This window comes from Dyadobacter sp. CECT 9275 (genome assembly GCF_907164905.1).
Lineage (GTDB): Bacteria > Bacteroidota > Bacteroidia > Cytophagales > Spirosomataceae > Dyadobacter > Dyadobacter helix.
Map to the genome: position 1 here is coordinate 2,545,519 of NZ_CAJRAF010000002.1, position 23,452 is coordinate 2,568,970.

Annotated in this window: 14 protein-coding genes; 9 read left to right on the plus strand and 5 right to left on the minus strand. The window is 42.5% G+C overall.

All coding sequences use genetic code 11. The features are described from left to right. Positions 1 to 23 precede the first annotated feature (23 nt). Positions 24 to 431: an alternative ribosome rescue aminoacyl-tRNA hydrolase ArfB gene (arfB, locus tag KOE27_RS18275; RefSeq protein ID WP_215240261.1), complete on the minus strand. Its 408-nt coding sequence runs from the start codon at positions 429 to 431 to the stop codon at positions 24 to 26. Positions 432 to 723: 292 nt separating this feature from the next. Here arfB and KOE27_RS18280 point away from each other — a divergent pair, with 292 nt between their 5' ends. Both KOE27_RS18280 and KOE27_RS18285 read left to right on the plus strand, forming a co-directional pair. After that, positions 724 to 1,989, plus strand: a complete 1,266-nt coding sequence (locus tag KOE27_RS18280) for a DUF6600 domain-containing protein (RefSeq protein ID WP_215240262.1) — start codon at positions 724 to 726, stop codon at positions 1,987 to 1,989. Between the two features lie 140 nt (positions 1,990 to 2,129). Beyond that, positions 2,130 to 3,149 (plus strand): GntR family transcriptional regulator, encoded by a 1,020-nt coding sequence (locus tag KOE27_RS18285; RefSeq protein ID WP_215240263.1) that lies wholly within the window; start codon positions 2,130 to 2,132, stop codon positions 3,147 to 3,149. 140 nt (positions 3,150 to 3,289) lie between these two features. Here KOE27_RS18285 and KOE27_RS18290 read toward each other — a convergent pair whose 3' ends face one another. The 3 genes from KOE27_RS18290 to KOE27_RS18300 all read right to left on the minus strand — a co-directional run bounded on the left by KOE27_RS18290 (position 3,290) and on the right by KOE27_RS18300 (position 9,181). Next, positions 3,290 to 4,573 carry a TIM barrel protein gene (locus tag KOE27_RS18290; protein ID WP_215240264.1) on the minus strand — a complete coding sequence of 428 codons (1,284 nt, stop codon included), beginning with the start codon at positions 4,571 to 4,573 and terminating at the stop codon, positions 3,290 to 3,292. Positions 4,574 to 4,712: 139 nt separating this feature from the next. Next, positions 4,713 to 6,836, minus strand: coding sequence for a bifunctional aldolase/short-chain dehydrogenase (locus KOE27_RS18295; RefSeq protein WP_215240265.1), 2,124 nt, complete (start codon positions 6,834 to 6,836; stop codon positions 4,713 to 4,715). Between the two features lie 233 nt (positions 6,837 to 7,069). Further along, complete coding sequence (locus KOE27_RS18300; RefSeq protein WP_215240266.1) at positions 7,070 to 9,181, minus strand: prolyl oligopeptidase family serine peptidase; 2,112 nt, start codon at positions 9,179 to 9,181, stop codon at positions 7,070 to 7,072. Between the two features lie 237 nt (positions 9,182 to 9,418). On the opposite strand from KOE27_RS18300, the gene KOE27_RS18305 reads away from it, so the two are divergent. After that, the gene (locus KOE27_RS18305; RefSeq protein WP_215240267.1) at positions 9,419 to 11,785 is read left to right on the plus strand and encodes an ATP-binding protein; all 2,367 of its coding nucleotides are present in this window, start codon (positions 9,419 to 9,421) and stop codon (positions 11,783 to 11,785) included. Between the two features lie 49 nt (positions 11,786 to 11,834). Here the strand turns inward: KOE27_RS18305 and KOE27_RS18310 are convergent, their stop codons facing one another. Beyond that, the gene (locus KOE27_RS18310) at positions 11,835 to 12,752 is read right to left on the minus strand and encodes a PE-PGRS family protein (RefSeq protein ID WP_215240268.1); all 918 of its coding nucleotides are present in this window, start codon (positions 12,750 to 12,752) and stop codon (positions 11,835 to 11,837) included. 92 nt (positions 12,753 to 12,844) lie between these two features. On the opposite strand from KOE27_RS18310, the gene aspS reads away from it, so the two are divergent. The 6 genes from aspS (at position 12,845) to KOE27_RS18340 (ending at position 23,391) form a co-directional block, all read left to right on the plus strand. Beyond that, positions 12,845 to 14,617, plus strand: a complete 1,773-nt coding sequence (gene aspS, locus KOE27_RS18315) for an aspartate--tRNA ligase (RefSeq protein WP_215240269.1) — start codon at positions 12,845 to 12,847, stop codon at positions 14,615 to 14,617. A 121-nt stretch (positions 14,618 to 14,738) separates the two neighbouring features. Further along, entirely contained in the window at positions 14,739 to 17,075 is a 2,337-nt protein-coding gene (locus KOE27_RS18320; RefSeq protein WP_215240270.1) for an SLBB domain-containing protein, read from the plus strand. Between the two features lie 6 nt (positions 17,076 to 17,081). Continuing rightward, on the plus strand, positions 17,082 to 18,137 hold the full coding sequence (locus KOE27_RS18325) for a Wzz/FepE/Etk N-terminal domain-containing protein (RefSeq protein WP_215240271.1): 1,056 nt from the start codon (positions 17,082 to 17,084) through the stop codon (positions 18,135 to 18,137). A 195-nt stretch (positions 18,138 to 18,332) separates the two neighbouring features. Beyond that, positions 18,333 to 19,583 (plus strand): O-antigen translocase, encoded by a 1,251-nt coding sequence (locus KOE27_RS18330; protein WP_215240272.1) that lies wholly within the window; start codon positions 18,333 to 18,335, stop codon positions 19,581 to 19,583. A 1,264-nt stretch (positions 19,584 to 20,847) separates the two neighbouring features. Beyond that, positions 20,848 to 21,951 (plus strand): glycosyltransferase, encoded by a 1,104-nt coding sequence (locus tag KOE27_RS18335; protein WP_215240273.1) that lies wholly within the window; start codon positions 20,848 to 20,850, stop codon positions 21,949 to 21,951. 96 nt (positions 21,952 to 22,047) lie between these two features. Continuing rightward, positions 22,048 to 23,391, plus strand: a complete 1,344-nt coding sequence (locus KOE27_RS18340; RefSeq protein WP_215240274.1) for a glycosyl hydrolase family 28-related protein — start codon at positions 22,048 to 22,050, stop codon at positions 23,389 to 23,391. Positions 23,392 to 23,452: the final 61 nt, after the last annotated feature.

Genomic DNA, 23,452 nt, shown 5'->3' on the forward strand with positions numbered 1-23,452 from the left:
AACGTTTATTTTAGAAATAATAACTATTCTGGCAAAGGCCTTTTACGCATGGATTTCACCATTCCCTTGCGTTGCTTTTCCTGCAAGCGCTGAAGTTTGCTGGCAAGGGTTGGTTTGGTAGGCTTCCGGTTTTTGGGAACAATAAACGCCTGACTGATCATGCGGTCGAATTTCTCAATCACTTTTTCCTTATTGGCATACTGAGAACGCTCTGTCTGGTGGTACAGGATCAGGATCTTGTCGTTGGTGAGCCGGGAAGGAATACGCTCATAAAGTATCTGTTTTTGGTCTTCGGTTAAAATCGCCGAGTTGGGGATATCAAACCGCAGTTCAACCTTTGACTCTACTTTATTGACGTTTTGCCCGCCGCTTCCACCGCTTCTCGCCGTTTGAAAACTAAGTTCACTATGTAATATTTGAGGGTCAATCATTACCGGATTCCTGCTTTATGTTAACGCTTGTTAATAAGTATACTGACACATAGGGCTATTTCGCTTTATAGTTGTCTTTGTAGAGATATCAATAATTTACGAAAAGCATATAATTACCTGATAATTAAATTTATAATGCAGCATACCATTTAAAAAGTAGCCTGACTCATGATATGACCGGATATATTTCCGGAACGTACGAAAATCAAGCGCTGTAAAGTTCGTTAAACCTTAAATATAACATGCAGTCCAAGAGCCAAATTTATTTCCAGAAACAACAAACAATATCGCTATGAACGCCATGCACAAATTTCGGATATTCGGCTTCTCCATTTTATTTCTTGCCGGTATTGCTGTGCAAGATCATGCCAAGGCTCAACCTGGTGTTTCCATTTCATTCCAGACATTTTATCAGGAACTTTCACCCTACGGACGGTGGATCAATTCACCCAGGTACGGTACCGTGTGGACTCCTTACGTTTCTCAGTATTTTCAGCCCTATTCCACCAACGGATACTGGGAAATGACCGACTATGGCAACACCTGGGTCTCTGAATATGAATGGGGCTGGGCGCCGTTTCATTATGGACGCTGGTCTTATGACGACTACACTGGCTGGTTTTGGGTACCTGGCTACGAATGGGGCCCTGCCTGGGTGAACTGGCGCTCCGGTGGCGGATATTACGGATGGGCTCCGCTGGGCCCTGGTATAAGTGTCAATGTATCGGTTAATATTCCCTCTTTCTGGTGGGTTTTTGTACCGCAGCGTTATATGTGTGTGCGTGACTGGCACAGTTACTGGGTACCCCGCGGCAGAGTAAACCATATTTATAATCAAACGACCATTATCAACAACTATTACCGGAACGACAACCGGACTTATGTTTATGGCCCCAGAAGAGAAGAACTTCAACGGGTTACACGCAGAGATATACCCGTGCGCCAGATTGACGCAAGCCGTAGGGGAAGGGTAATTATTGCCTCGAACAGCCGGGAAAGCGACCGTTACGATTCCCGGGATAACAGCCGCAGCAACAGCCGGATAGATGCCTCGGACTCGGGGTATGACCGAGGCTCACGGGAAAGAATTTCTTCTGGCCGGACAGAAAACGGACGTGGTGATGAGAATGATAATTATAACCGCGATACCCCTGCCGGTCGGCGCGGAGGAAACGACGACCCCAATACTTCCGGTACCAGGATTAATGAAAGAAGCAGCCGTGAGAGATCCGAATATAATGCGCCCGAAAACAGGAGCAGCCGCAACGGAGGGTATACACCCGGCAGTTCACCCGCACAAAACGAAGGCTATAACCGGGGAAATTCGGATAATGGCTATTCCCGTCAAAGAGTAGAACCCTCCGAACGTTACAACCGCCGGCCCGAATACAATGCTAACCCCAACGGCGGGCGCAGTTCAGGCAACGCGCCTTCGGTAAGATCTGCCCCTGCTGAAAGAAGCAGTTCTCCTGCAAGAGGAGGCGAGTCAAGATCAGGTGATAACGCCTCAAGAAGTTCAAGGTCATCGTCCGAAAGAGGAGGTAGATCCCCCAGATAATTTATGATCTGAATGATAAGGCCCGTTAAGAAACCTAACCCTTTCTTAACGGGCTCTTATTTTGCCGGAAATCCACATAAAACCAGCGGTCTCTTAACGAAATGTGTTATTTTTAAGACCTTATTACCCTTTATCCCGTAATGGAAATACAATTTGACATCGAGTTCAAGGAGAGCGCACCCAAGTACATGCAGATTATCAAATCCCTGGTGCAGGCGATCAGTAAAGGCAAGCTGAAAAGGGGAGATAAAATACCATCCATCAACCAGCTAAGTGAAGAGTATCTGCTGTCCCGGGATACGGTCGAGAAGGCATACAAACATCTGATCAAAGACGGAATTCTGATTTCGGTCAGGGGAAAGGGCTATTTCATTAACCGGGTCGACATTGAAAATACGCTGCGCGTACTATTGGTATTCAATAAAATAAGCAATTATAAAAAACAGATATACAACGCCTTTGTCGAGAATGTGGGGCGGAACGTGAATGTTGACCTCCATATTCATCACTCCAATATCAATATCTTCAAAAACCTGATCAAAAATAGCATCGGTGAATACGATTACTACGTTATCATGCCTCACTTTTATGAAAAAGCCGATGAAGTGGTTGAGATTCTTAAGCTGATACCTGCCGAAAAACTTATTTTACTGGATAAGGATATTGATCTCAACAGTAAAAAACATTCTTCGGTATACCAGAATTTTGAAAAAGATATCGTTACCGCATTAAATGATGCCAAAGATCTGCTCAATGTATACAAAAAGCTTATCCTGATATTCCCGACCATTATTCCGTATCCGAAGGAAATCATTAAGGGGTTCAGGATCTTTTGTATACAACATGAGATAGAACACGAGATCATCTATGATTTTCATGAAAACAGTACGGTCATCAATCATGCAGCCTATGTGGTTATTGAGGAAAATGATCTGGTGAATCTCATCAAAAAATGCAGGGAACATCAGCTGAGCATTGGGAAGGATATCGGAATTATTTCCTATAACGAAACACCTTTAAAAGAAATATTACTGGATGGTATTACCACAATATCTACAGACCATGAACAAATGGGGAAAACAGCTGCGGAACTTATCATTGAGAATAAAAGAGCTATCATCAAAAACCCTTTCACACTGATAAAGAGAAAGTCACTTTAATGGGTGGTAACCTGGTTCAAAAATAAACCTCTCGCCCTTGCAGGAGAGAGGTTCCGGGGTTTAGGAAATAGCTATTCGGCAAACAGTAGCCGGAAGCCCGATAAAAGACTGCCCGAAGGTTGGGCTTCCGAGCTTTGATATTATAGTCCCGTGGCAACTGTCAGTTTTCCACGTTCATTCATTAACTCATTTCTTACTTTGAGGTGACGGAACAACCCTATGGTATCCAAAGCACCTCCGCTTAGCCGTATGGACTCCCGTACCAACGGACGAACATCGGTCCGGAAAGCATTCTGCAGTATCTGCTGAGCCAGTACCACGTCATTTTGTTGACGAGCCAGCGCAAGTTTTTTCCTGTCAACCAGTAACGCCTGCGCATAGGCAATGAGTATGGCCTCGACCGACTGTAACAAATCTTCCAGGGGGTCCTTTACATTATGGCTCGCATCAATCATCCAGGCATAACCGTCGCTGCCTTTTCCGGCACGGTTCATCCCTTCCACCAGTTCAACGAAAATCAGGAACAACATATACGGGCGGATGCTGCCCACGGTCAGGTCGTCATCGCCATATTTGGAGTCATTAAAATGGAATCCGGCCAAACGACCCTCCATCATCAACGTGGCTACAATCTGCTCAATATTGGCATTCGGAAGGTGGTGCCCCAGATCAACCAGTACATCTGCTTTGGGCCCCAGTTTCTGACAAAACAAGAGAGAACTTCCCCAATCCTGAATAACGGTCGAATAAAAATTGGGTTCATAGGCTTTGTATTCAACAAACACCTTCCAGTCCTCAGGCAGGGCGGCATATATTTCCTGGAGAGATTCCAGCGTATTTTGAAACGCCCTTACAAAATTGGACTGACCCGGAAAACAGGAACCATCGGATAACCAAACGGACAATGCCTTCGATCCCAGATCCTTACCATATTTGATTACTTCTATATTATGTTCAACCGCCTGCTTGCGAACGTGCGCATCAACGTGCGACAATGACCCGAATTTGTAAGAATGCTCCTGTCCTTTCTGATCCTGAAATGTATTGCTGTTTACGGCATCAAATTTAAGATCAAGAGAAGTAGCCAGACTGATGATAGACGCCGCTTGCTCAGGTATATCCCATGGAATATGCAGGGAAATAGATCCGCTGGACCTGTTAAGGGCATGCAGCAGGCCAACATCTTCAATCTTTTCTTCCAGTGAACGTGGCTCACCAACACCAGAAAAGCGTCCGAAACGAGTACCTCCCGTACCAAGCGCCCAGCTGGGAATGGCAACCTGAAAGGCCTCCAGTGCTTTGAGAACCTCAGCGGAATTGATCCCCTGTTCAGCCAGCTGTTCCTTCAGAAATATAAACTGATTGTTATGACGTGAAAAAAGGGTGTCATTATACTGGTCAATCTGATACTGTTCTATTTTCATAGTTTATCGCTTTTAACGGATGGCTCCCGGCCACCTGCTGCTTCTGAATCTTTTTGTACCACAATCTCCTGGCCGGAAGTATTGAATATCGAAAGGTGGGAGTACCCCGTTCAGGGATTCTCCCGCCTTAGGTCAATCGTTACCTTACGAATGCCGCTGGTACACCTCCATCCACGTTAATCACATTTCCGGTACTTTTGCTCAGCAGACCGCTTACAAAAATGTAAACACCATTGGCGATATCTTCTGTATGAATTTCAGCGTTCAGTACTGTACGTTTGGCATAATAAGCAGGCAATTCTTCGATTTTGATATCATACGCTTTTGCACGACCGGCAGCCCATCCGCTTTCCCAGATTTTACTACCTGCAATAACGGCGTCGGGGTTTACCACGTTCACCCGGATCTTATCCGGTCCAAGTTCTGCGGCAAGCAGCCTGGTCATATGCTGCTGGGCAGCTTTTGCAGTTCCGTAAGCAACATTATTAGGCCCGGAGACCAGTCCGTTCTTACTTGCAATATTAATAATATCACCTCCAAGGCCTTGCTGACGCATCACTGCAACCGCTTCCTGAGATACCAGGAACTGGCCTTTTACCAATACATCCTGCAGAATGTCCCAATCTTTGATCGTTGTTTCTGCCAAAGGTTTTGATATCGAAAGTCCTGCGCAGTTCACAACAATATCCACGCCGCCAAAACGGAGTTTCGTTTTGGTCAAAGCACCCTTGATCTGATCAACATCCAGCACGTTAGCTATTGCAGTTTCAGAAAAATCTTTTCCAAATGCAGCATCAAATTCAGCCTTTGTTTCGGCAAGCGCTTTTTCATCAATATCAGAAATCACAACGCACGCACCTTCCTGAAGGAACTTCAGTGCGATAGCTTTTCCAATACCTCCTGATCCTCCGGTCACAATGGCAACTTTTCTGGATACCGATTTTTCCTTCGGCATACGCTGCAGTTTTGCTTCTTCCAAAAGCCAGTACTCTATATCAAAAGCTTCCTGCTCAGGTAGGGATACGTAGGAAGATATCGCCTCAGCGCCCTTCATCACATTAATGGCATTGATATAAAACTCAGCAGCTACCCGTGCGGTTTGTTTGTCTTTGGCAAAAGAGAACATCCCTACGCCCGGAAGAAGAATAATGACAGGATTGGGGTCACGAACGGCCGGACTGTTATCATGTTTGCACCTGTCGTAATAGGCCTGATAGTCCACTCGGTAGGCTTCAAACTGAGGACCGATATGGTCCAGAATTTCCTGAACAGTTCCTTCCAGCTTCTCAAACGGCAGATCCAATACCAACGGACGGATCTTGGTTCTGAGAAAATGGTCGGGGCAGCTGGTTCCAAGTGGCGCCAGTTTTTCCAGATCGTTGCTCCCGATGAATTCCAATACCCGGCTGTCATCCGTAAAATGCCCCACCATGGTTTGTTTGGCAGAAGCAAGCCCACGCAGGTAGGGAGCCAATTTTGCGGCTATTTCCGCACGGCGCTCGGCCGGCTCGCTTTCCAGCTTTTGCCCTCCGAATACCGGACGGGTTTTACCATAGTTTTGAGCCAGATACTCGGATGCCTTTTCAATCGTATCCAGCGTATTGATATAAGACTCGTACGCAGTATCTCCCCAGGTGAACAAACCATGGCCTCCCAGCACGATACCACGAATCCCAGGGTTGTCGGCCAATGCTTTCTCCAGTTTCAGACCCAGGTCAAAACCGGGGCGCTGCCAGGGTACCCACGCCAGTTCTCCGTTAAAGAGTTCTTTGGTGATGGCCTCTCCTTCTTTGGACGCCGCAATGGCAATAAGGGCATCGGGATGAAGGTGGTCTATATGTTTGAATGGCAATAAACCATGTAAAGGTGTATCAATAGATGGTGCCTTGGATTTCAGATCATAGATACAATGGTTGAAAAGCTCTACCATTTCATCTTCAAATTCCAGGCCTCTGTATATATTTTTCAGGCTATGCAAACGATCCTGGTACAACCCGGCGAGCCCGCTTCTGGTAAGTGTTCCGATATCACCGCCAGACCCTTTGATCCACATTACCTCTACATCTTTGCCGGTAAGGGGATCCTTCTCAATGGTCTTGCAGCTGGTATTACCGCCTGCGTAGTTGGTCAGGCGCAGGTCGGCACCCAGTAAATTGGAACGGTATAAAAGAAGCGCTATCTGATCGTCTCCCAGGGAAGCCGCTTTCTCATCGTCCCAAAGGTAGCTCACGTATTTGTACTGATCTGTTTTTGAACTGCTCATATATTCTGTTTTTTATGATCTTGATATGGGGACACTAAAGATTACTTAAAAAGGAATTGGATGCTGCAATATTACTGTTGATTAGCGGATACAAGATTATTAAACTTCATAAGCGGTTCCGTCCTGTGGTATCCTGCACTTAGAAATAAACTGAGAAATAATGTGAGATAAGCCAGTTAAAAACATAGGCGGTATCCTTTGCCATATGAAACATGAAAAGGGCTGTCCTTGAATCACTTCCAGACCAGCCCCATATTCCAGAACATAAAGGCATAAATGTCTGCCTGGGTTTCCAGTGCCTTTTTGGTATTACTCGCGCCATGTCCCGAATTGGTATCAATCCGGATCAGTAGTGGGTTGGTCGAAGACGCGCCTGCTTTGGCCTGCAGTTCTGCCGCATATTTGAAGGAATGAGCCGGAACTACCCTGTCGTCATGATCTGCAGTGGTGATCATTGTTGCCGGGTATTTCCCTCCTGGCCGAATGTTATGCAAGGGAGAGTAAGCGTACAGAAACTTAAATTCTTCCGGATTATCACTGCTGCCGTAATCCGCGATCCAGTTCCAGCCAATGGTAAATTTGTGAAATCTTAGCATATCCATTACTCCAACTGCCGGAAAAGCCACTTTGAAGAGCTCTGGCCGCTGATTCATTACCGTCCCCACCAGCAACCCTCCGTTGGATCCACCCTGGATAGCCAGCTTTTCCGCAGAGGTATATTGCTCTTTGACCAGATATTCCGCCGCAGCAATAAAATCATCAAAAACATTTTGCTTCTTCTCTTTCATGCCCATCTCATGCCACTTTTCACCATACTCCCCTCCCCCTCTCAGATTAGCCTGCACAAAAACACCGCCCTGGTTCAGAAACGGAATTCGGGTAGGGCTGAAAGACGGCGTAAGGCTCACATTAAAACCACCGTACCCATAGAGTATCGTCGGATTGGACCCATCCTGTTTTAACCCCTTTTTAAAGGTGATGAACGCCGGAATTCTGGTACCGTCCTTACTTGGATAGAATACCTGCCGGGTTTCATAATCTGCCGGGTTGAATGAAAGTTCAGGAGCTCTGAACACAGCACTTTTGCCCGAAGCGATGTCATAGCGAAAAATGGTCGGCGGATAATTGAATGAAGTATAAGTATAAAATACGAAGGTATCTTCCCGGTCTCCGCCAAAACCACTGGCATAACCTAGGCCGGGCAGCGCCACTTCCTTTTCCTGCTTACCCGTGAGATCATAAACGTAGGTGTGCGTAGCAACGTCCTTGGAATAAGATGCAAACAATTTCCCCCCAGCAGTACCTACCCCCTGAAGCGGCTCTTCTTTTTCAGGAATAAACGTTTCCCAGCTCTTATCCGAAGATTTATAAAACAGCACCTTGCTATTGGGCGCATCCTCGTTGGTTTCAATTAAAAATCCTGTTTCGGTATTTTCAATGAGCCCAAAGCTAAAATCCGTAATTTCTTCCTTCACCGGCCAAAACTTGCTTTCGCCCTTTTTCATAAGCCAAAGCCCGTTCCCATCCTTGCCCTTTCCGCGATCACTCACATACAGTGCTGCATACAGTTCGTCTTCGGTGGTACTAACCGTATGAAAGCGCTGCGGGTTGGCAGCGTCCTCAAATATCAGTTGGTCATCCTGCTGGGATGTACCTACTTTATGATAAAAAACCTGGTGATTCTCATTCTTAGCTGCTAGTGCACTTCCATCGGGTTGAGGGTACCTGCTGTAATAAAAACCGTCTCCCTGCCAGGCGGCACCCGAAACCTTGACCCACTCGAGCTTATCCGGCAGCATTTGTAAAGTCTTCATGTGCATCACCTGGTACTCCTGCCAGTCGGAACCTCCTTTTGAAAAACCACAGACGGCATAGGATCCGTTCTTGGACAAAGCAAAAACGACTAGCCTGGTGGTGCCATCGGGGGACAATTTATTCGGATCCATGACTACTTCCGCCGTGCCTTTTTCTCCTAGCTGCCGATAAAGTACTGCCTGATTCTGTAAACCATCATTTTTGTAAAAATAAAAGTAATCTCCCTTCTTTTTCGGTGCCGAATATTTGGGGTAGTTATAAGCCTTTTCCAAATCAGTAAATATCCGGGACCGGTAAGGTATCTGATCAAGGTATTCAAATGTGACTTTATTCTGGGCTTTTACCCAAGCCTCTGTCTCGGCCGAGCGGTCGTCTTCCAGCCAGCGGTAGGGATCGCCGACCTTCGTTCCGTGATAATTCTCCTGCTGTTCAATCAGTTTGGATGCAGGGTAACTTATCTTTTGTGCATTGCCCTGAAAACCTGATAATGTTGCTGTAATTAAAGTCATTATTCTAAAGTAAGTTTTCATTGTTTAAATATTTTAATACTATTTTCGCCCTAAATCAACTACAAGTCATCATCCGGCTACTTACCGTTAACTAGGAAGTTTCCACAAAACAGCAAATTGAAAGTAAATAAATTGAAATTAGTGGTTTTAACAAATGAATAAAAATACCCTCCGGGCACCGTCTTTTCATACAACGCTGCATTCGGAATCACTTTTGAACCGGCCTTCCTACCCATTAAATCTTAACAGAAAACAAAAATGATCCGGACTCGCTCATTTCTTTTTCCCTTGTTATCAGTACTTGCAGTACTGATAACCTGCGGAATATGCCTGGCAGGCCCTGATCAAAAGATAGCTCCTCCTGCAAAAAAGGGAATTCTGGATCTGAGGTCTGTTGATCTTAGCCAAAACAGCGTACCGCTGGAAGGCGAATGGAAGTTTTACTGGAAAAATTTTATAAAACCTGGTGAAAAGAATAGTGATTTCGAATATGTGAAATTTCCTAATCTCTGGAAAAACATCACATGGAAAGGAAAAAAACTTCCGTCTCAGGGTTATGCATCCTACGAGCTTACCATACTTCTCCCCGAAAAGCACCCGGAACTGGCACTTAAGCTGCCCGATTTGTATACCTCCTATATTCTTTTTGTGAACGGGCAACCTTTTGAACAAAACGGCGTGGTGGGTACTCGTTCAGAAATGAGCAAACCTTATTGGCATACAACTGTTAGCCCACTGCTGTTTAACTCCGATTCCCTCCATCTCGTTTTACATGTTTCCAATTTTGCACATGCCCGGGGAGGAACTTATAAAAATATTGAATTGGGCCCGGACAGAATTCTTCAAACCGACCATTTTGTGGGCCAATCCCTGGATATGTTTCTGACAGGAGGCATTTTCATGGGAGGGCTTTTTTTTCTGGGACTATACCTTTTTGGCAGGCACGACAAGTCCATTTTATATTTTTCTCTTTTCTGCCTCTTTTACAGTTATCGCATCATCGGGACAAGCCCCTATACCCTGCATACACTACTGCCCTCCATGGACTGGGCACTTTCCCTGCGGTTCGAATACCTTTCCCTGTACATTTCTGTTGCCATGTTTTCGCTTTACACACGATCTCTTTATCCGGAAGATGCACCCCAGCAGATTCTTTCGATTATTACGATCATTTGTCTGGCTTTCGGTATTTCGACCCTTGTTACCCCGCCCCTTATTTTCACCTGGCTGATCAACCCTTTCCTTTACACCATCATTTTTGACATCGCATTCGCCACCTATGTTTATTGGCGGGCATTTACACACAAACGGATCGGTGCTGCCTATGCCATGCTGAGTACTGTTTCCGTATTCATCATCATTATTTCCATTATCCTGGAATACTACGGAGTCGCAAAACCTGTGAAAGGATCCGTATTTGCGGGTTACCTGATTTTCTTCTTCTGCCAGTCTCTAATTCTCTCATTTAAATTTGCTACCACCCTTAAAAAAGCCAAGGAAGAGGCGGAAGGGGGGCTTAAAACCAAAAGTGAATTCCTGAGTACCATGAGCCATGAAATCCGAACACCGCTGAACTCTGTTATCGGTCTCACGCATCTCATGCTTAAAGAAGACCCAGGCCCTGTGCAAAAATCCCGCCTAGATGTACTTCTGTTTTCTGCCAATAACCTGTTGTCTATAGTCAACGACATCCTGGATTTCAACACGATTGAAGCCGGAAAAATCCGTTTCGTAAAGGCGCCGTTAGACATTGTGCTGGTTGCGCGCAACATCGTTTCCGGCTACGAAGCCTCTGCGGATAACGGTGAGGTACAATTTATGACCGATCTTGACCCAAATATTCCTTCAAAAATCTTGGGCGATGTTACCCGAATTTCACAGGTTATCAGCAATCTGGTCCATAATGCTGCCAAGTTCACCAACAAGGGCTGGGTGAAGCTAAGTATGAAAATTGAAACCCAAACCGAAACCGAAGTTACCATCCGGATTTCGGTGGAGGATACCGGAATAGGGATTCCGCCAGAAAAACAGGTACTTATTTTTGAGCGTTTTACCCAGGTGGACTCCTCCGCTTCACGCGGATTCAGCGGAACAGGGCTTGGCCTGGCCATCAGTAAACGAATTCTGGAATTGCAAGGAGCAGAACTTAAGCTCATCAGTGAAGTTGACAAAGGCTCCACTTTCTATTTTTCGCAAACCTTCACAATTGTTGAGCCGGCCGAAAAACAAAATTCAGGTCAGAATGAAAATGGATATTCCAAAAATCTGAACGGTGTCCATGTACTGGTTGTAGAAGACAACCGGATGAATATTTTTGTGATCGAAAGCTTCCTTAAAAAGTGGGGCGCTATTTCCGATATCGCGCAAAATGGAAAAGAAGCATTGGAGAAATTGGATTCCAGTGTTCACAAAGTGGTACTAATGGACCTGCACATGCCCGTCATGGATGGATATGAAGCCACCCGCTTGCTCAGGCAACGTGGCGAGACCCTACCCATCATTGCCCTTACCGCAAGCCTGGCCCTGGAAGTGGAAGAAAAGGTCTACGCGATCGGGATTTCGGATATAGTTGTAAAACCCTTTAATCCAGACGAGTTACTTGAGGTAATTCACAGACATATTTAGGAAAAGCAACTGTCTCAACAGCTACACGCTCCGACCAGGATACTATTATTCACTTCCTCTTATAATAATTCAGCTTCACTGATGCCGCATTTGCCTTTTCACTTAGTGTAAAAAAACCTTTTGCATCTGCATCAAAGCAAATCCCTTCTCCTTGCGGCTCCGCCGCTACCAAAAACTGTTTATCCGCAGCCCTGGTAAGTGTTTGACCGATACTTTCTCCGGATTTTTTCCGCCAGTGGTATACCATCAGATAGGTACGTATCAATATCTCATCACCGGAGGGAGATACATCTCCCGCTGTAACAAGTAACATCGAAGGAACAACACCAACCTTTTCAGCCTGAATGACATTCGTGGTAGACTGCGGAAAAGGCAGACGATATATCCCCGTGGAACTGGTTTCTTTCGAAATTACAAAAAGATCTTTCGTTACAGGGTCCAGCAGAAGCGCCTCCGCGTCGCGCGGGCCATCCGGATAGGTAAACGTTATCTTTTCCAACTTATTCTGACTAAAAAATTCACCTTCCTGATTAATTTCAGGAATCCTGTAAATTATGTTCGAGGAGGTGAGAGGAGCATTATTATTACCAATATCAGCCACATAAATATAATTAATACCCGTTTCTGGCCCCGGCCCGGTGGCTATATCTTCCCAATCGTGATTATTGGTTCCGGGCAGGTCATACTCCTTGATGGTAGTGGCATTTCCGGAGAGCAGGTACAATGAGTGAGGCTGTCCGGAATCCTGTAATGTCCATAAATAGCCCTTCATGCTTCTGCCGGGCGCAATTCCGGAGGCTTCGTCAATAATCCCCGGTGTCACAGGAAAGCTCTCAGGTGAAGTCTCAAAGTCATCCGATTTCACAGGAGCCGGATCCGGAGTATTGTCACAAGTACAAAAACAGAATACGAACCCTGAACATACGATCAGGTTCAAAGCTGCCTTTCCACGTTGAAATAAATTCATAAAAAACACTTCATGTTAGATTTAGTAAAAATACGTACTTTTGCCCCATTTATTATCAGGCACTTTCATTATATCAGTATTAAAATAATTATATGTTACGTTCACATACCTGTGGGGAATTAAGCTTAGAACATGTAAATCAGAATGTTGTATTATGTGGATGGGTGCAAAGGGTTAGGGATAAAGGCGGCATGGTATGGCTTGATCTGCGCGATCGGTACGGCATCACGCAGTTGTTGTTTGAAGAAGGCAAAACAAAAACTTCCGTTTTAGAAGCTGCCCGTTCCTTGGGTCGTGAGTTTGTTATTTCGGCATCGGGGGAGGTCATAGAGCGACTCTCCAAAAATGATAAAATTGCAACCGGAGCCATTGAAATAAGGGTTTCTGAGCTCAATATCCTCAATCCTGCCAAGTTACCTCCGTTTCTGATCGAGGATGAAACAGATGGCGGAGACGATATCCGGATGAAATACCGGTATCTGGATCTCAGAAGAAACACGGTACGGAAAAACTTGCAGCTAAGGCATCAGGTGGCGCGCCATACCAGAACTTATCTGGATGAGCTTGATTTCATTGAAGTGGAAACACCAGTGCTTATCAAATCAACGCCGGAAGGCGCCCGTGACTTTGTAGTACCCAGCCGGATGAATCCCGGTGAATTTTACGCACTGCCGCAATCGCCCCAAACCTTTAAACAATTACTGATGGTAGCCGGTTTCGACCGTTATTATCAAATTGTAAAATGTTTCCGCGACGAAGATCTCAGGGCAGACCGACAGCCTGAGTTTACACAGATAGACTGTGAAATGTCGTTTGTAACGCAGGAAGATATCCTTAATACCTTTGAAGGACTGATCAGGAACCTTTTCAAAAACGTAAAAGGCCTGGATATTCCCGAAGTTCCCCGCATGACGTACGCCGATGCCATGCGCCTTTACGGATCCGATAAACCGGATATCCGTTTTGGAATGCAGTTTGTTGAATTAAAGGGAGAAGATAGCGACCTGGTCTCTGGAAAAGGATTTTCAATCTTTGATGATGCCGAACTGGTCGTCGGGATTGCCGCCTCCGGCTGCGCGTCTTATACCAGAAAACAGGTCGACGAACTGACAGACTGGATGAAACGCCCGCAAATCGGCGCCAAAGGATTAATTTACGTCAGATACAATACGGACGGCAGTATCAAATCCTCGGTTGATAAATTCTACTCAGAAGAGGATCTGCGCCAATGGGTAGAAAAATTCAATGCCCAACCGGGAGACCTTTTACTATTGGTTTCAGGGCCGGCAGACAAAGCCCGCAAACAATTGAACGAGCTCCGGCTGGAAATGGGTTCACGCCTGGGACTACGCAATCCTGACGACTACCGTGCACTGTGGGTACTGGACTTCCCCCTGCTCGAATATGGAGAAGAAGAAAACCGTTGGTTTGCCATGCACCATCCATTTACCAGCCCCAAACCAGAGGATATTGCACTTTTAGAAACCGATCTGGGAAAGGTAAGAGCCAATGCCTATGACATGGTCATCAACGGTGTAGAAGTGGGTGGCGGATCCGTACGTATTTTTGAAAGAGAACTTCAGCAAAAAATGTTTGGCATCCTAGGATTCAGCCCCGAAGAAGCCCAGGCACAATTTGGATTCCTGATGAACGCATTTGAATTTGGAGCACCCCCTCATGCCGGAATAGCCTTTGGATTCGACCGCCTCTGTTCACTTTTTGGCGGCGCAGATTCTATCCGTGACTTCATTGCCTTCCCAAAAAACAATTCGGGACGTGACGTTATGATAGATTCACCGTCTACAATAGCGGACGCGCAATTGAAAGAACTTGCGATTTCGGTAAGCAGCGATGCTAAGCAATGATTTTCAAAGCGTTGGAGGTAATACCAACTATTAATTTTGTAGTTTTGACCTCATGATCAGGTGTATATCTTGAAAACAATTTCCCAGGTATACATCTGATTTTTTTAATTTTACACAATACATGCATCTGATTAAATTGAAAAAACTCGACTTTCTAAAACTTCTGTTTATACTGGCGGCCATCGCTCACCAATCCATTCAGGCGCAAAACATCAATCCTCAGCAGATTTCTACAAGCCAGGCATTGGAATTTTATCAAAAGGCCAAAGCCAGCGGTATGTCTGATATGGATATTGAGCAAGCTGCTCTACAAAAAGGATATACGCTGGATCAAATCAGCGAGATGCGTAAAAGGTTACAAGAAGCTCAAACCACCGTTCAGCCTGCTTCTACGGGCAGAACAGTATTGGATGAAACCCGTAAAAACAATGATACGGCAACCGTAAATAAAAAACTGGTAGGTGTAAAGCAAGACATTACTTCCAGGCCTGTTTTCGGAGTTTCCTTTTTTAGTAACTCCTCCATGACCTTTGAACCCAATCTGAGGATTGCTACACCCCGAAATTACATTCTGGGACCAGAAGATGAACTCAATGTTGATATTTACGGAAATTCAGTAGACAATTTCCGATTAAAAGTAAGTCCGGAAGGAACCGTCAAAATGCTCAATCTTGCCCCTGTTCCTGTGAACGGCTTAACCATTGAACAGGCTTCTGAGCGGATCGTAAGCCGCTTGAGACAAGCCTATTCCTCATTAAACCGGCCTGGAGGCGGCACGTATTCAACCATTACCTTAGGAAATGTACGAAGCATCCGTGTGATGGTAACCGGTGAAGTTACACGCCCGGGAAGTTACACTTTATCATCCCTCGCCACCGCATTTAATGTGCTTTACCAGGCAGGAGGCCCCAACACAAACGGGTCCTACAGGAATATTGAAGTTATACGTAACAACAAGCTTATCAGGACCATTGACCTGTACCGCTTTCTTGTAGACGCCGACCTCAAGGATAATATAGCGCTGCAAGATCAGGATATAGTACTGATCAGACCGTTTACCGCCCGAGTTGAACTGGCAGGAGAAATTAAACGCCCAGGACTTTTTGAAGCCAAAGACGGAGATACCTTTAACGACCTTCTGCGTTATGCAGGAGGCTACACTCCAACAGCCTACTCGGCCTCCATTCAATTCAGGCGTAATACCGGGACAGAGTTGAAAGTTGGTACCATTTTGGCTGAGGAAGTCAAATCTTTTACACCGCAAAACGGGGATGTGTACCAGATAGGGAAAATTTTAGACCGCATCGAAAACAGGGTGATTATTGAAGGTGCTGTATTCCGGGAAGGTGAATATGCCATTGATAGCCAATCCAATACAGTAAAAAAATTACTGCAACGCGCGGAAGGAATCCGGGAGGATGCTTTTTTAAACCGGGCCGTTATTCAGCGCCAGAATAAAACACTGAGACCCGAAATTATAGCTTTTGATTTAGGCAAAATTTTGAATGGTGAGGCCGAAGACATCCCTCTGATCAGAGAGGATATTGTAACAATCAAATCGATTGATGATCTTAAAGAAGGGTATAGTCTGCAGGTCTACGGCTCTGTTCTGAACCCCGGAACCATGGATTATTACGAAGGCATGACCGTAGCCGATGTCATATTTAAAGCGGGTGGATACACCGAAGGTGCTGTGCCCTACCGTATAGAGGTATCAAGGCGGGTGAAGGCAGATACCTCTGGTTTGCTCCCAGCCCAAAACGTTCGGATTTTTACCCTGAATGTAACCGACAACCTTCAATTTAACGAGCAGGATCAGCAATTTAAGCTCTCCCCTTATGATATTATTTTTGTCCGCCGTTCGCCACGTTACGAAGTGCAGAAAACCATCAGCATTACCGGAGAAGTTACCTATCCCGGCTCCTATACTATACTTACCAATTTCGAGCGCATTACCGACTTGTTCCCTAAGGCAGGCGGCTTAAAAAAAGAAGCCTACCTGCAAGGATCCCGGTTCTACCGGAATAACGAGCTCGTTGCCGTCGACCTTAACGCCATCATTGATAAGCCGCAACTACCCGCCAATCTATTGTTGAACGATGGTGATTCTTTGTTTATTTCCAGGAAATCCGAGACAGTTCGCATCCAGGGAGGAGTCCAGAATCCATCTCTGGTAAATTTTGACCAGGCATTTTCCTTTAAGGATTACATCTCCCAGGCCGGCGGTTATGCCGAACGTGCCTGGAAAAGCAGAGTATATGTGTCCTACCCAAACGGACGTACCTTCAGGACGAGAAAATTTCTGTTTTTTAATACACGTCCAAAAGTCGAGCCAGGTTCGGTTGTCACCGTCCCTGTGAAAGAAGTTAAACAAGAGAGGCAAACAACAGCTGGCGAAAAAATAGCACTGATATCGTTAATTACAACTGTTGCTGTAACTTTAATTAGGCTATTTTAATTTCATATGTCAAGTATTTCAGATAACACTCCAGAAAAACCAGTTTTCACAATAACTGTTTATGAAGTATTTCAATTCTTACAAAGGCACTATTTCAAATTAATTCTATCTGTAACAGTCTTCGCAATACTTGGTATTCTTTACAGCTATACCCTACCCAAAACTTATAAAGCTCAGACACTAGTACTTCCAGAGTATGGTATGGGTGAATCTTCCAGTTCTGCCTTTGTAAAAGCTGCAATGGGTCTGACCAATACCGATGGAGCCGAAAAACTGGTTCCAACATTGTACCCTCAGGTATTACAAAGTACTCCCTTTGGGATGTATATACTTGAGCAACCCATATCGGACAAAAACAATAAGAATTATAAAACACTTAAAGCCTATTTAGAAAGCCAGAATAAACCTAGTGCCTTATTGGATATTTTCCCAACCTCAGAAAAAAAAGGCACAGCACCCCAACTGAAAAATAAAAATATCTTGTTCTTCTCCGCTACGGAACAAGCATTAATCAAAAGTGCTTCTAATTTGGTAAAGGTTGTAATAATTAAAACCGAGAATGTAATCAGTATCGAATGCGAAATTACAGATCCTGTAGTGGCAGCTCAATTAGTTGAAATTGCTAAAAATTATTTGATCAACTATGTAGAGGACTACCGAACCAGTAAGGCTGTCCAACAAGTGGAATTCCTAACTCAACGCGTTTTGGAAGCCAAAAGGAAACAACAATCCGCCGAATATAATCTTCAAACCTATAGAGACAGAAACCGGAATTCATTTTTAAATGTCGCCCGTATAGAAGAGCAACGGTTACAATCCGAATTTACTCTTGCCCAGTCCATCTATTCAGATCTCTCGCTTAAGTTAGAACAGGCAAGAATTAAAGTAAAAGAGGAAAAACCTGTTTTTAAAGTTTTAGAACCCGTTAATATTCCTCTTAATAAAAATGGCCCCAACAGGAAGCTAATAACTATATTATTCGGGTTTACGGGAGGAATTCTGATGTTTCTTTATCTGATTTTGGTGAAAGAAAAATTTTTAAACAGGATATTAATAACTTAGCAATATAACTCCTCTTCTATTTCACATCACTGCCTAATAGTGTCCCATTTTCACCAGTAATAAAGCCATCCACAATTAACTTGACTATCGCCCTACTGGGTATTTAGTTAACTTATTTAAACATTTTCCATCAGAAACTAAGCTACATCATTGTATCCGCATCTTCAATTCAATATTTAAACCAACAAGTAATAAGTGAAGCTCTTAAAGGCATCAGCATTTTCAGGTATTATAACCATCGTACGAACTCTTACTGGATTTGTATCCAACAAATTCGTAGCCTTGTATTTAGGACCTAGTGGAATTGCATTAGTCGGTCAGTTTATCAACTTCGCGTCAATTGTAACAACTATTGCTAATGGGGCAATTAACAACGGTATAATTAAATATACCTCAGAATATAGTAATGATGAGGAAAAGTCCAAATCGCTTTACAGCAATGCTCTATGGGTAAGCCTTTCCTTCTCGATCTTTGTTGCTCTATTTCTCATCACCGGTGCTCCTTACATATCACAACAAATTTTAAACGATTCCCAATACAGCTGGTCAATTATTGCATTGGGCGGCGGTATCATTCTATATTCCTTAAACACTCTCCTTATCTCAATTTTGAATGGCAGAGGACAGTTAAAAGAATATACCATAATTAATGTCCTAGGAAGCTTTGTATCGTTAATATTTACGATCGTTATGGTGTACTATTATAATATACAAGGCGCTCTACTTTCTCTTGCCTTATCCCAATCAATAGTATTTTTCATTACACTTTACAAAATTATAGAAAGTCCATGGTTCGAATGGCAGTTTTTTTCTCAAAAAGTTGATAAACAGATCTTAAAAAATCTATCCAAATTTACCGCAATGGCCGCAACTTCGGTTGCTTGCGTGTCATTCTCACAAATGCTCGTACGTACAAATATAATTAATACGAATGGCCTGCATAATGCAGGCATATGGCAGGGAATGCTCCGAATAGGAGAATCGCACTTGTTGATTGTCGTCACAGCTTTATCGACCGCTTATCTTCCTAGATTATCTTCGGCAAAAGGAGATAAAGAAATTAAACTCGAAATCCTTTCCGGTTATAAGATTGCTATTCCGTTTCTACTGGTAAGCTGCATACTTATTTATGTCTTCAGAACTTTAATCATAACTGCCTTATACTCCAAAGATTTTTCATCCATGGAGGGCTTATTTTTATTTCAACTGTTAGGAAATTTATTTAAGGTATTAGCTTGGATGATTTCTTTTCTAATGCAGGCTAAAGCAATGGCAAAAACTTACATTTTAACGGAAATAATATTTGCATCAATTTACGTTCTTCTTTCAGAATTTTTTATCTCACAGTATGGATTTGAGATGGTTATGGTTGCATTTTTTTTAACCTATCTTATCTATTTTTTATCTATGATATTTATATTCAGAAAAATACTTTTTATTAGATAGCGGTAGCGGATAATGATTAATATTTCCAAAGCGTAGTATAAATTATTAGATCTAGTTATGGAATTTATAGAGAATTACAATTTCTTTCTTATGGCCATCCTGGTGCTAATTAGTTTATCATTCTATTTTATAAATAAGATTATAAGCAACCCAACTGTTTCCGTTGCTATTGTAATATTAAAATTCGCATCTTGCTTTATATATTTTTCAATTATAAGTAAGTACTATCCCGTCATACTTAGTGATGATCAAAACTATTTTTTTGAGTCACTAGACCTTTATGCAATGGGAAAAGAATCCATCAATTACCTGTTTTCTACAAGTACAATAACCAAATTTATGATCACAGCGCAGGGATATCATTTTGGCTACTATATATACAACTATATTTCCTTTTGGCTTTGGGGACCGTACTATTATTCACCTGTTTTGACTAATATACTTATTTCAACACTTACAGGAACCGTATTTTACAAAACTTTATCGTTATCCCAGTTTAATAAACGCACTGTAATATTTCTTTACATATTATTCCTGTTACATTGGGATGTGTTGACTTGGTCCAGTTTCATAAATCTCAAAGACACTTTGGTTCTTTTTCTATCCGTTTCTTCTATGTATATTATGGTCCGCACCAAAACCAAAGGGCTTAACATAAAATACATACTATTATTTCTCCTCATTCTAACATGTCTTTTCACTATTCGATTTTACTTTTGCTTCTTTTTGATTGTCACTTCACTGCTATTCTTTACTATAACTCAATTATCAAAATCACAGCTTCCATATATTGACTTCATACTAAAATTCTCAATATTTATAGTACTTCCAGTAGGTTTCTACTTCACCTTCATAGCGTTATTTTCAACGAGCATAGACAATATTGGACCCAGGACTAACATATTATTCGGATTTCCCAGATATATTCTAACCCCTTTTCCTTTAAATATTGAGCCTGACTATTCCTTCATATTCATAAGCTCAATACTTCATTGGATATTTCTTCCAACATTGCCATTTGGAATATTTATTTTTACTAAAAAACATTTCTACACTTTAATGCCCTATCTGATCATGTTCCTCCTTCTGAGCACTTTCTATGGGTCATTCGCAGAATTACAAGGTCCCCGGCATCGTGTCCCTCAGACCGCCTTTTTATGCTTGCTGCAAGGTTTGGTACTTTATGAAGTACTTGCTTCGATTAAAAGAATTAAAATGAAAAATCAGAATATCTAAATTACTACACGCATTAATCTTTACTACATTGAAAACACATACTCTCAGCGTGGTTCAAATAATCCCTACCTTAAACAAAGGAGGTGCCGAACGATTCGTTGTCGACCTTTGCAATGAGTTGTCCTTACAAAAGGGAAAAGACATATACCTAGTTTCTTTGTGGGCAAACGAGGCTGATACCACCTTTCTTCACGAGCTAAAGAAAGATGTCCACTACATTACCTTTTCTCAAAAGGGACCTGCTGATCTATCCGTTTTATACCGTTTAAATAAATGGTTACTTACCTTGAAACCGGATATTGTTCACACTCATATGAGTGCTTTCGAATATATTTTCCCCTATAGAACATTATCAAAGTCCACCTCTTTTTTTCATACCATACATAGCAAAGCAGAAAAAGAATGCCCCTGGAAAAAGAGAAAAAAATTAAGAAAATATTTTTTTAATAAGAACACCTTGCCCATTGCTGTTTCACAAGATGGATATGAGACGTACAAGTCTTATTATGGTTTGGAAAATGCAGTAGTAATAGAAAATGGACGTCCAGCTATCGGGATAACAGATCTGTTTAATGAAATTAGCTTGAAGTATAAAAATCCAGATGAATATTTATTAGTTCATCTCGGCCGTATTGTTGACGTTAAGAATCAAAAACTTCTTATTGAAGCGGTACAACTTTTCAATAAAAATTCCGCTAAAAAATGTACCTTGTTGATTATTGGTGGGATTCGTGATGAAATTCTTTACCAGAGCTTACTAGATCTATGCAAAAGGGATCAGTATATTAAATTTCTAGGAGATAAAAATAACGTAGCCGACTATCTTTCTATTGCCGATGGTTTTTGCTTGTCAAGCATCTATGAAGGTATGCCAATGACTATAATAGAGGCATTTTCAGTTGGCTGTATCCCAATTAGCACTCCCGTGGGTGGTATCCCCGAAATGATAACGCATTCCGTAACAGGGTTTCTAAGCAAAGATCTGCAGGTCAAGTCATATTACATGGCTATAAATGAATGTTTGTCAAGTGAATCAAAAGAATCTATTAAAGATAATTGTTTGCAGGAGTATTTTACCAGGTATAGCATAAAAATATGCGGTGACAAACACTGGAAATTATATTCACTATAACCCAATTCATTGTAGGACTTATTCTTATGGGAATCTACACCATATACAGACTCAATCAATCATTTTTTCAATAAAATAGAATATTGGAATAGAATTATGGTTAATGTATTCTTAACTGTCCTATTATTAGGATTAACAACTCTTTCCACTTGCGGCGAGTCATTATTTAATGTTAAAAATTTTGGAGCCACCGGAAATGGAATTACGGACGACACAGAATATGTGCAAGCAGCAATAAACTCTGCCTCAACCGTTAAGAATAGTACTGTATTATTCCCAGAAGGAACATATCTTGTTTCGAGCATTGTAATTAAAACTAATATAAAAGGGATCGGAAATTCCGTTATAAAGAAAATAAAAATGCCTTTGAATTTATTCATATTTTGCAATATAAAAGATGTTAATGAAGTTACGGTTAATAATTTAACCTTTGATGGGTCAGTAGCGCTAGATAGTCTTGGTAAACCAGTTGAGGGGTCTACTCCGTTACTTATCTACAATTGTAAAAATGTAGATATTAAGAAATGTATTTTCAAAAATTCACCTTTCGGAGGATTACGTGTTGAAGCTTGTAAAAATATCACGGTTGTGAACTGTAAATCCCTAGGATCACGTGGTGTTTTTGGTGATGGGTATTACTTTACCGGAAGTAATTGCGTAAGGGTTGAAAATTGCATTGCGGATGATTACGAACGAATTGGGTTCGTAACAGAAGCCAATTCCTATAATTTCGTATTCATAAATTGCCTCGCTCAGAACGGAAAAAATTCATCTATACTTTCAGGAGGAATTGAATACAATGCTGGTTTTTGGTATGAGAACTCTGCCAATATAACGACAATCAGGTGCGTAGCAAAAAATAATACTCATAGGGGTTTTGTTGCAACTACCGGCTCCGAGATAGGAGCAAAAATTCCTGATTCCTCTGCATCATTTAGCTACGAAAACTGTACAAGCTCTAATAACCCTTTAGGCTTTGCGGTGTCTTCCTTTGGAAAAACAGTAAGAATATATTTGAATAATTGTTCCGCTTTACACTGTACCACTGGTTTCCATGCAACCGCCCGAGACCTGAATGATCGTTTCGATTTTTCGAATTGCAAAGTATCACTTAGGCCGCTTAACAGTAAAAGCCTAAATAGTGTGGGATTTAACTGGGAAAGTCCCGTTGCAAAAAATAGCGACAATTACGAAAAACTGCCATTATTTAACTTTACAGACTGCTATGTAGAATACCTAAAACCTGTCAATTATGCACAACTGACGGATAACGCTAATAACAATGGGGATATTAGCACATATGCAGGAGGTAAAGCTCAGATTAGTATTTCCGGATTATCCAACTCACTAACTAACCATCCCACTGTTATTAAGGCAAGGACAGGTAAGCCTATATACTTTATAAAAGGAACGAAACTGGATACTCAGTTTAAAAACTAAACCTATGTCCCAGCTCGGTATAGTAGAAGTAATGCTTTTTGTCATAATACACTGATCAATA

Bases quoted from the DNA above. Each gene is read 5' to 3' on its own strand.
- arfB (WP_215240261.1), bottom strand. From the start codon at position 431: ATGATTGACCCTCAAATATTACATAGTGAACTTAGTTTTCAAACGGCG.
- KOE27_RS18310 (WP_215240268.1), bottom strand. From the start codon at position 12,752: ATGAATTTATTTCAACGTGGAAAGGCAGCTTTGAACCTGATCGTATGT.
- KOE27_RS18285 (WP_215240263.1), top strand. From the start codon at position 2,130: ATGGAAATACAATTTGACATCGAGTTCAAGGAGAGCGCACCCAAGTAC.
- KOE27_RS18295 (WP_215240265.1), bottom strand. From the start codon at position 6,836: ATGAGCAGTTCAAAAACAGATCAGTACAAATACGTGAGCTACCTTTGG.
- KOE27_RS18290 (WP_215240264.1), bottom strand. From the start codon at position 4,573: ATGAAAATAGAACAGTATCAGATTGACCAGTATAATGACACCCTTTTT.
- aspS (WP_215240269.1), top strand. From the start codon at position 12,845: ATGTTACGTTCACATACCTGTGGGGAATTAAGCTTAGAACATGTAAAT.
- KOE27_RS18305 (WP_215240267.1), top strand. From the start codon at position 9,419: ATGATCCGGACTCGCTCATTTCTTTTTCCCTTGTTATCAGTACTTGCA.
- KOE27_RS18300 (WP_215240266.1), bottom strand. From the start codon at position 9,181: ATGAAAACTTACTTTAGAATAATGACTTTAATTACAGCAACATTATCA.
- KOE27_RS18340 (WP_215240274.1), top strand. From the start codon at position 22,048: ATGGTTAATGTATTCTTAACTGTCCTATTATTAGGATTAACAACTCTT.
- KOE27_RS18320 (WP_215240270.1), top strand. From the start codon at position 14,739: ATGCATCTGATTAAATTGAAAAAACTCGACTTTCTAAAACTTCTGTTT.
- KOE27_RS18325 (WP_215240271.1), top strand. From the start codon at position 17,082: ATGTCAAGTATTTCAGATAACACTCCAGAAAAACCAGTTTTCACAATA.
- KOE27_RS18280 (WP_215240262.1), top strand. From the start codon at position 724: ATGAACGCCATGCACAAATTTCGGATATTCGGCTTCTCCATTTTATTT.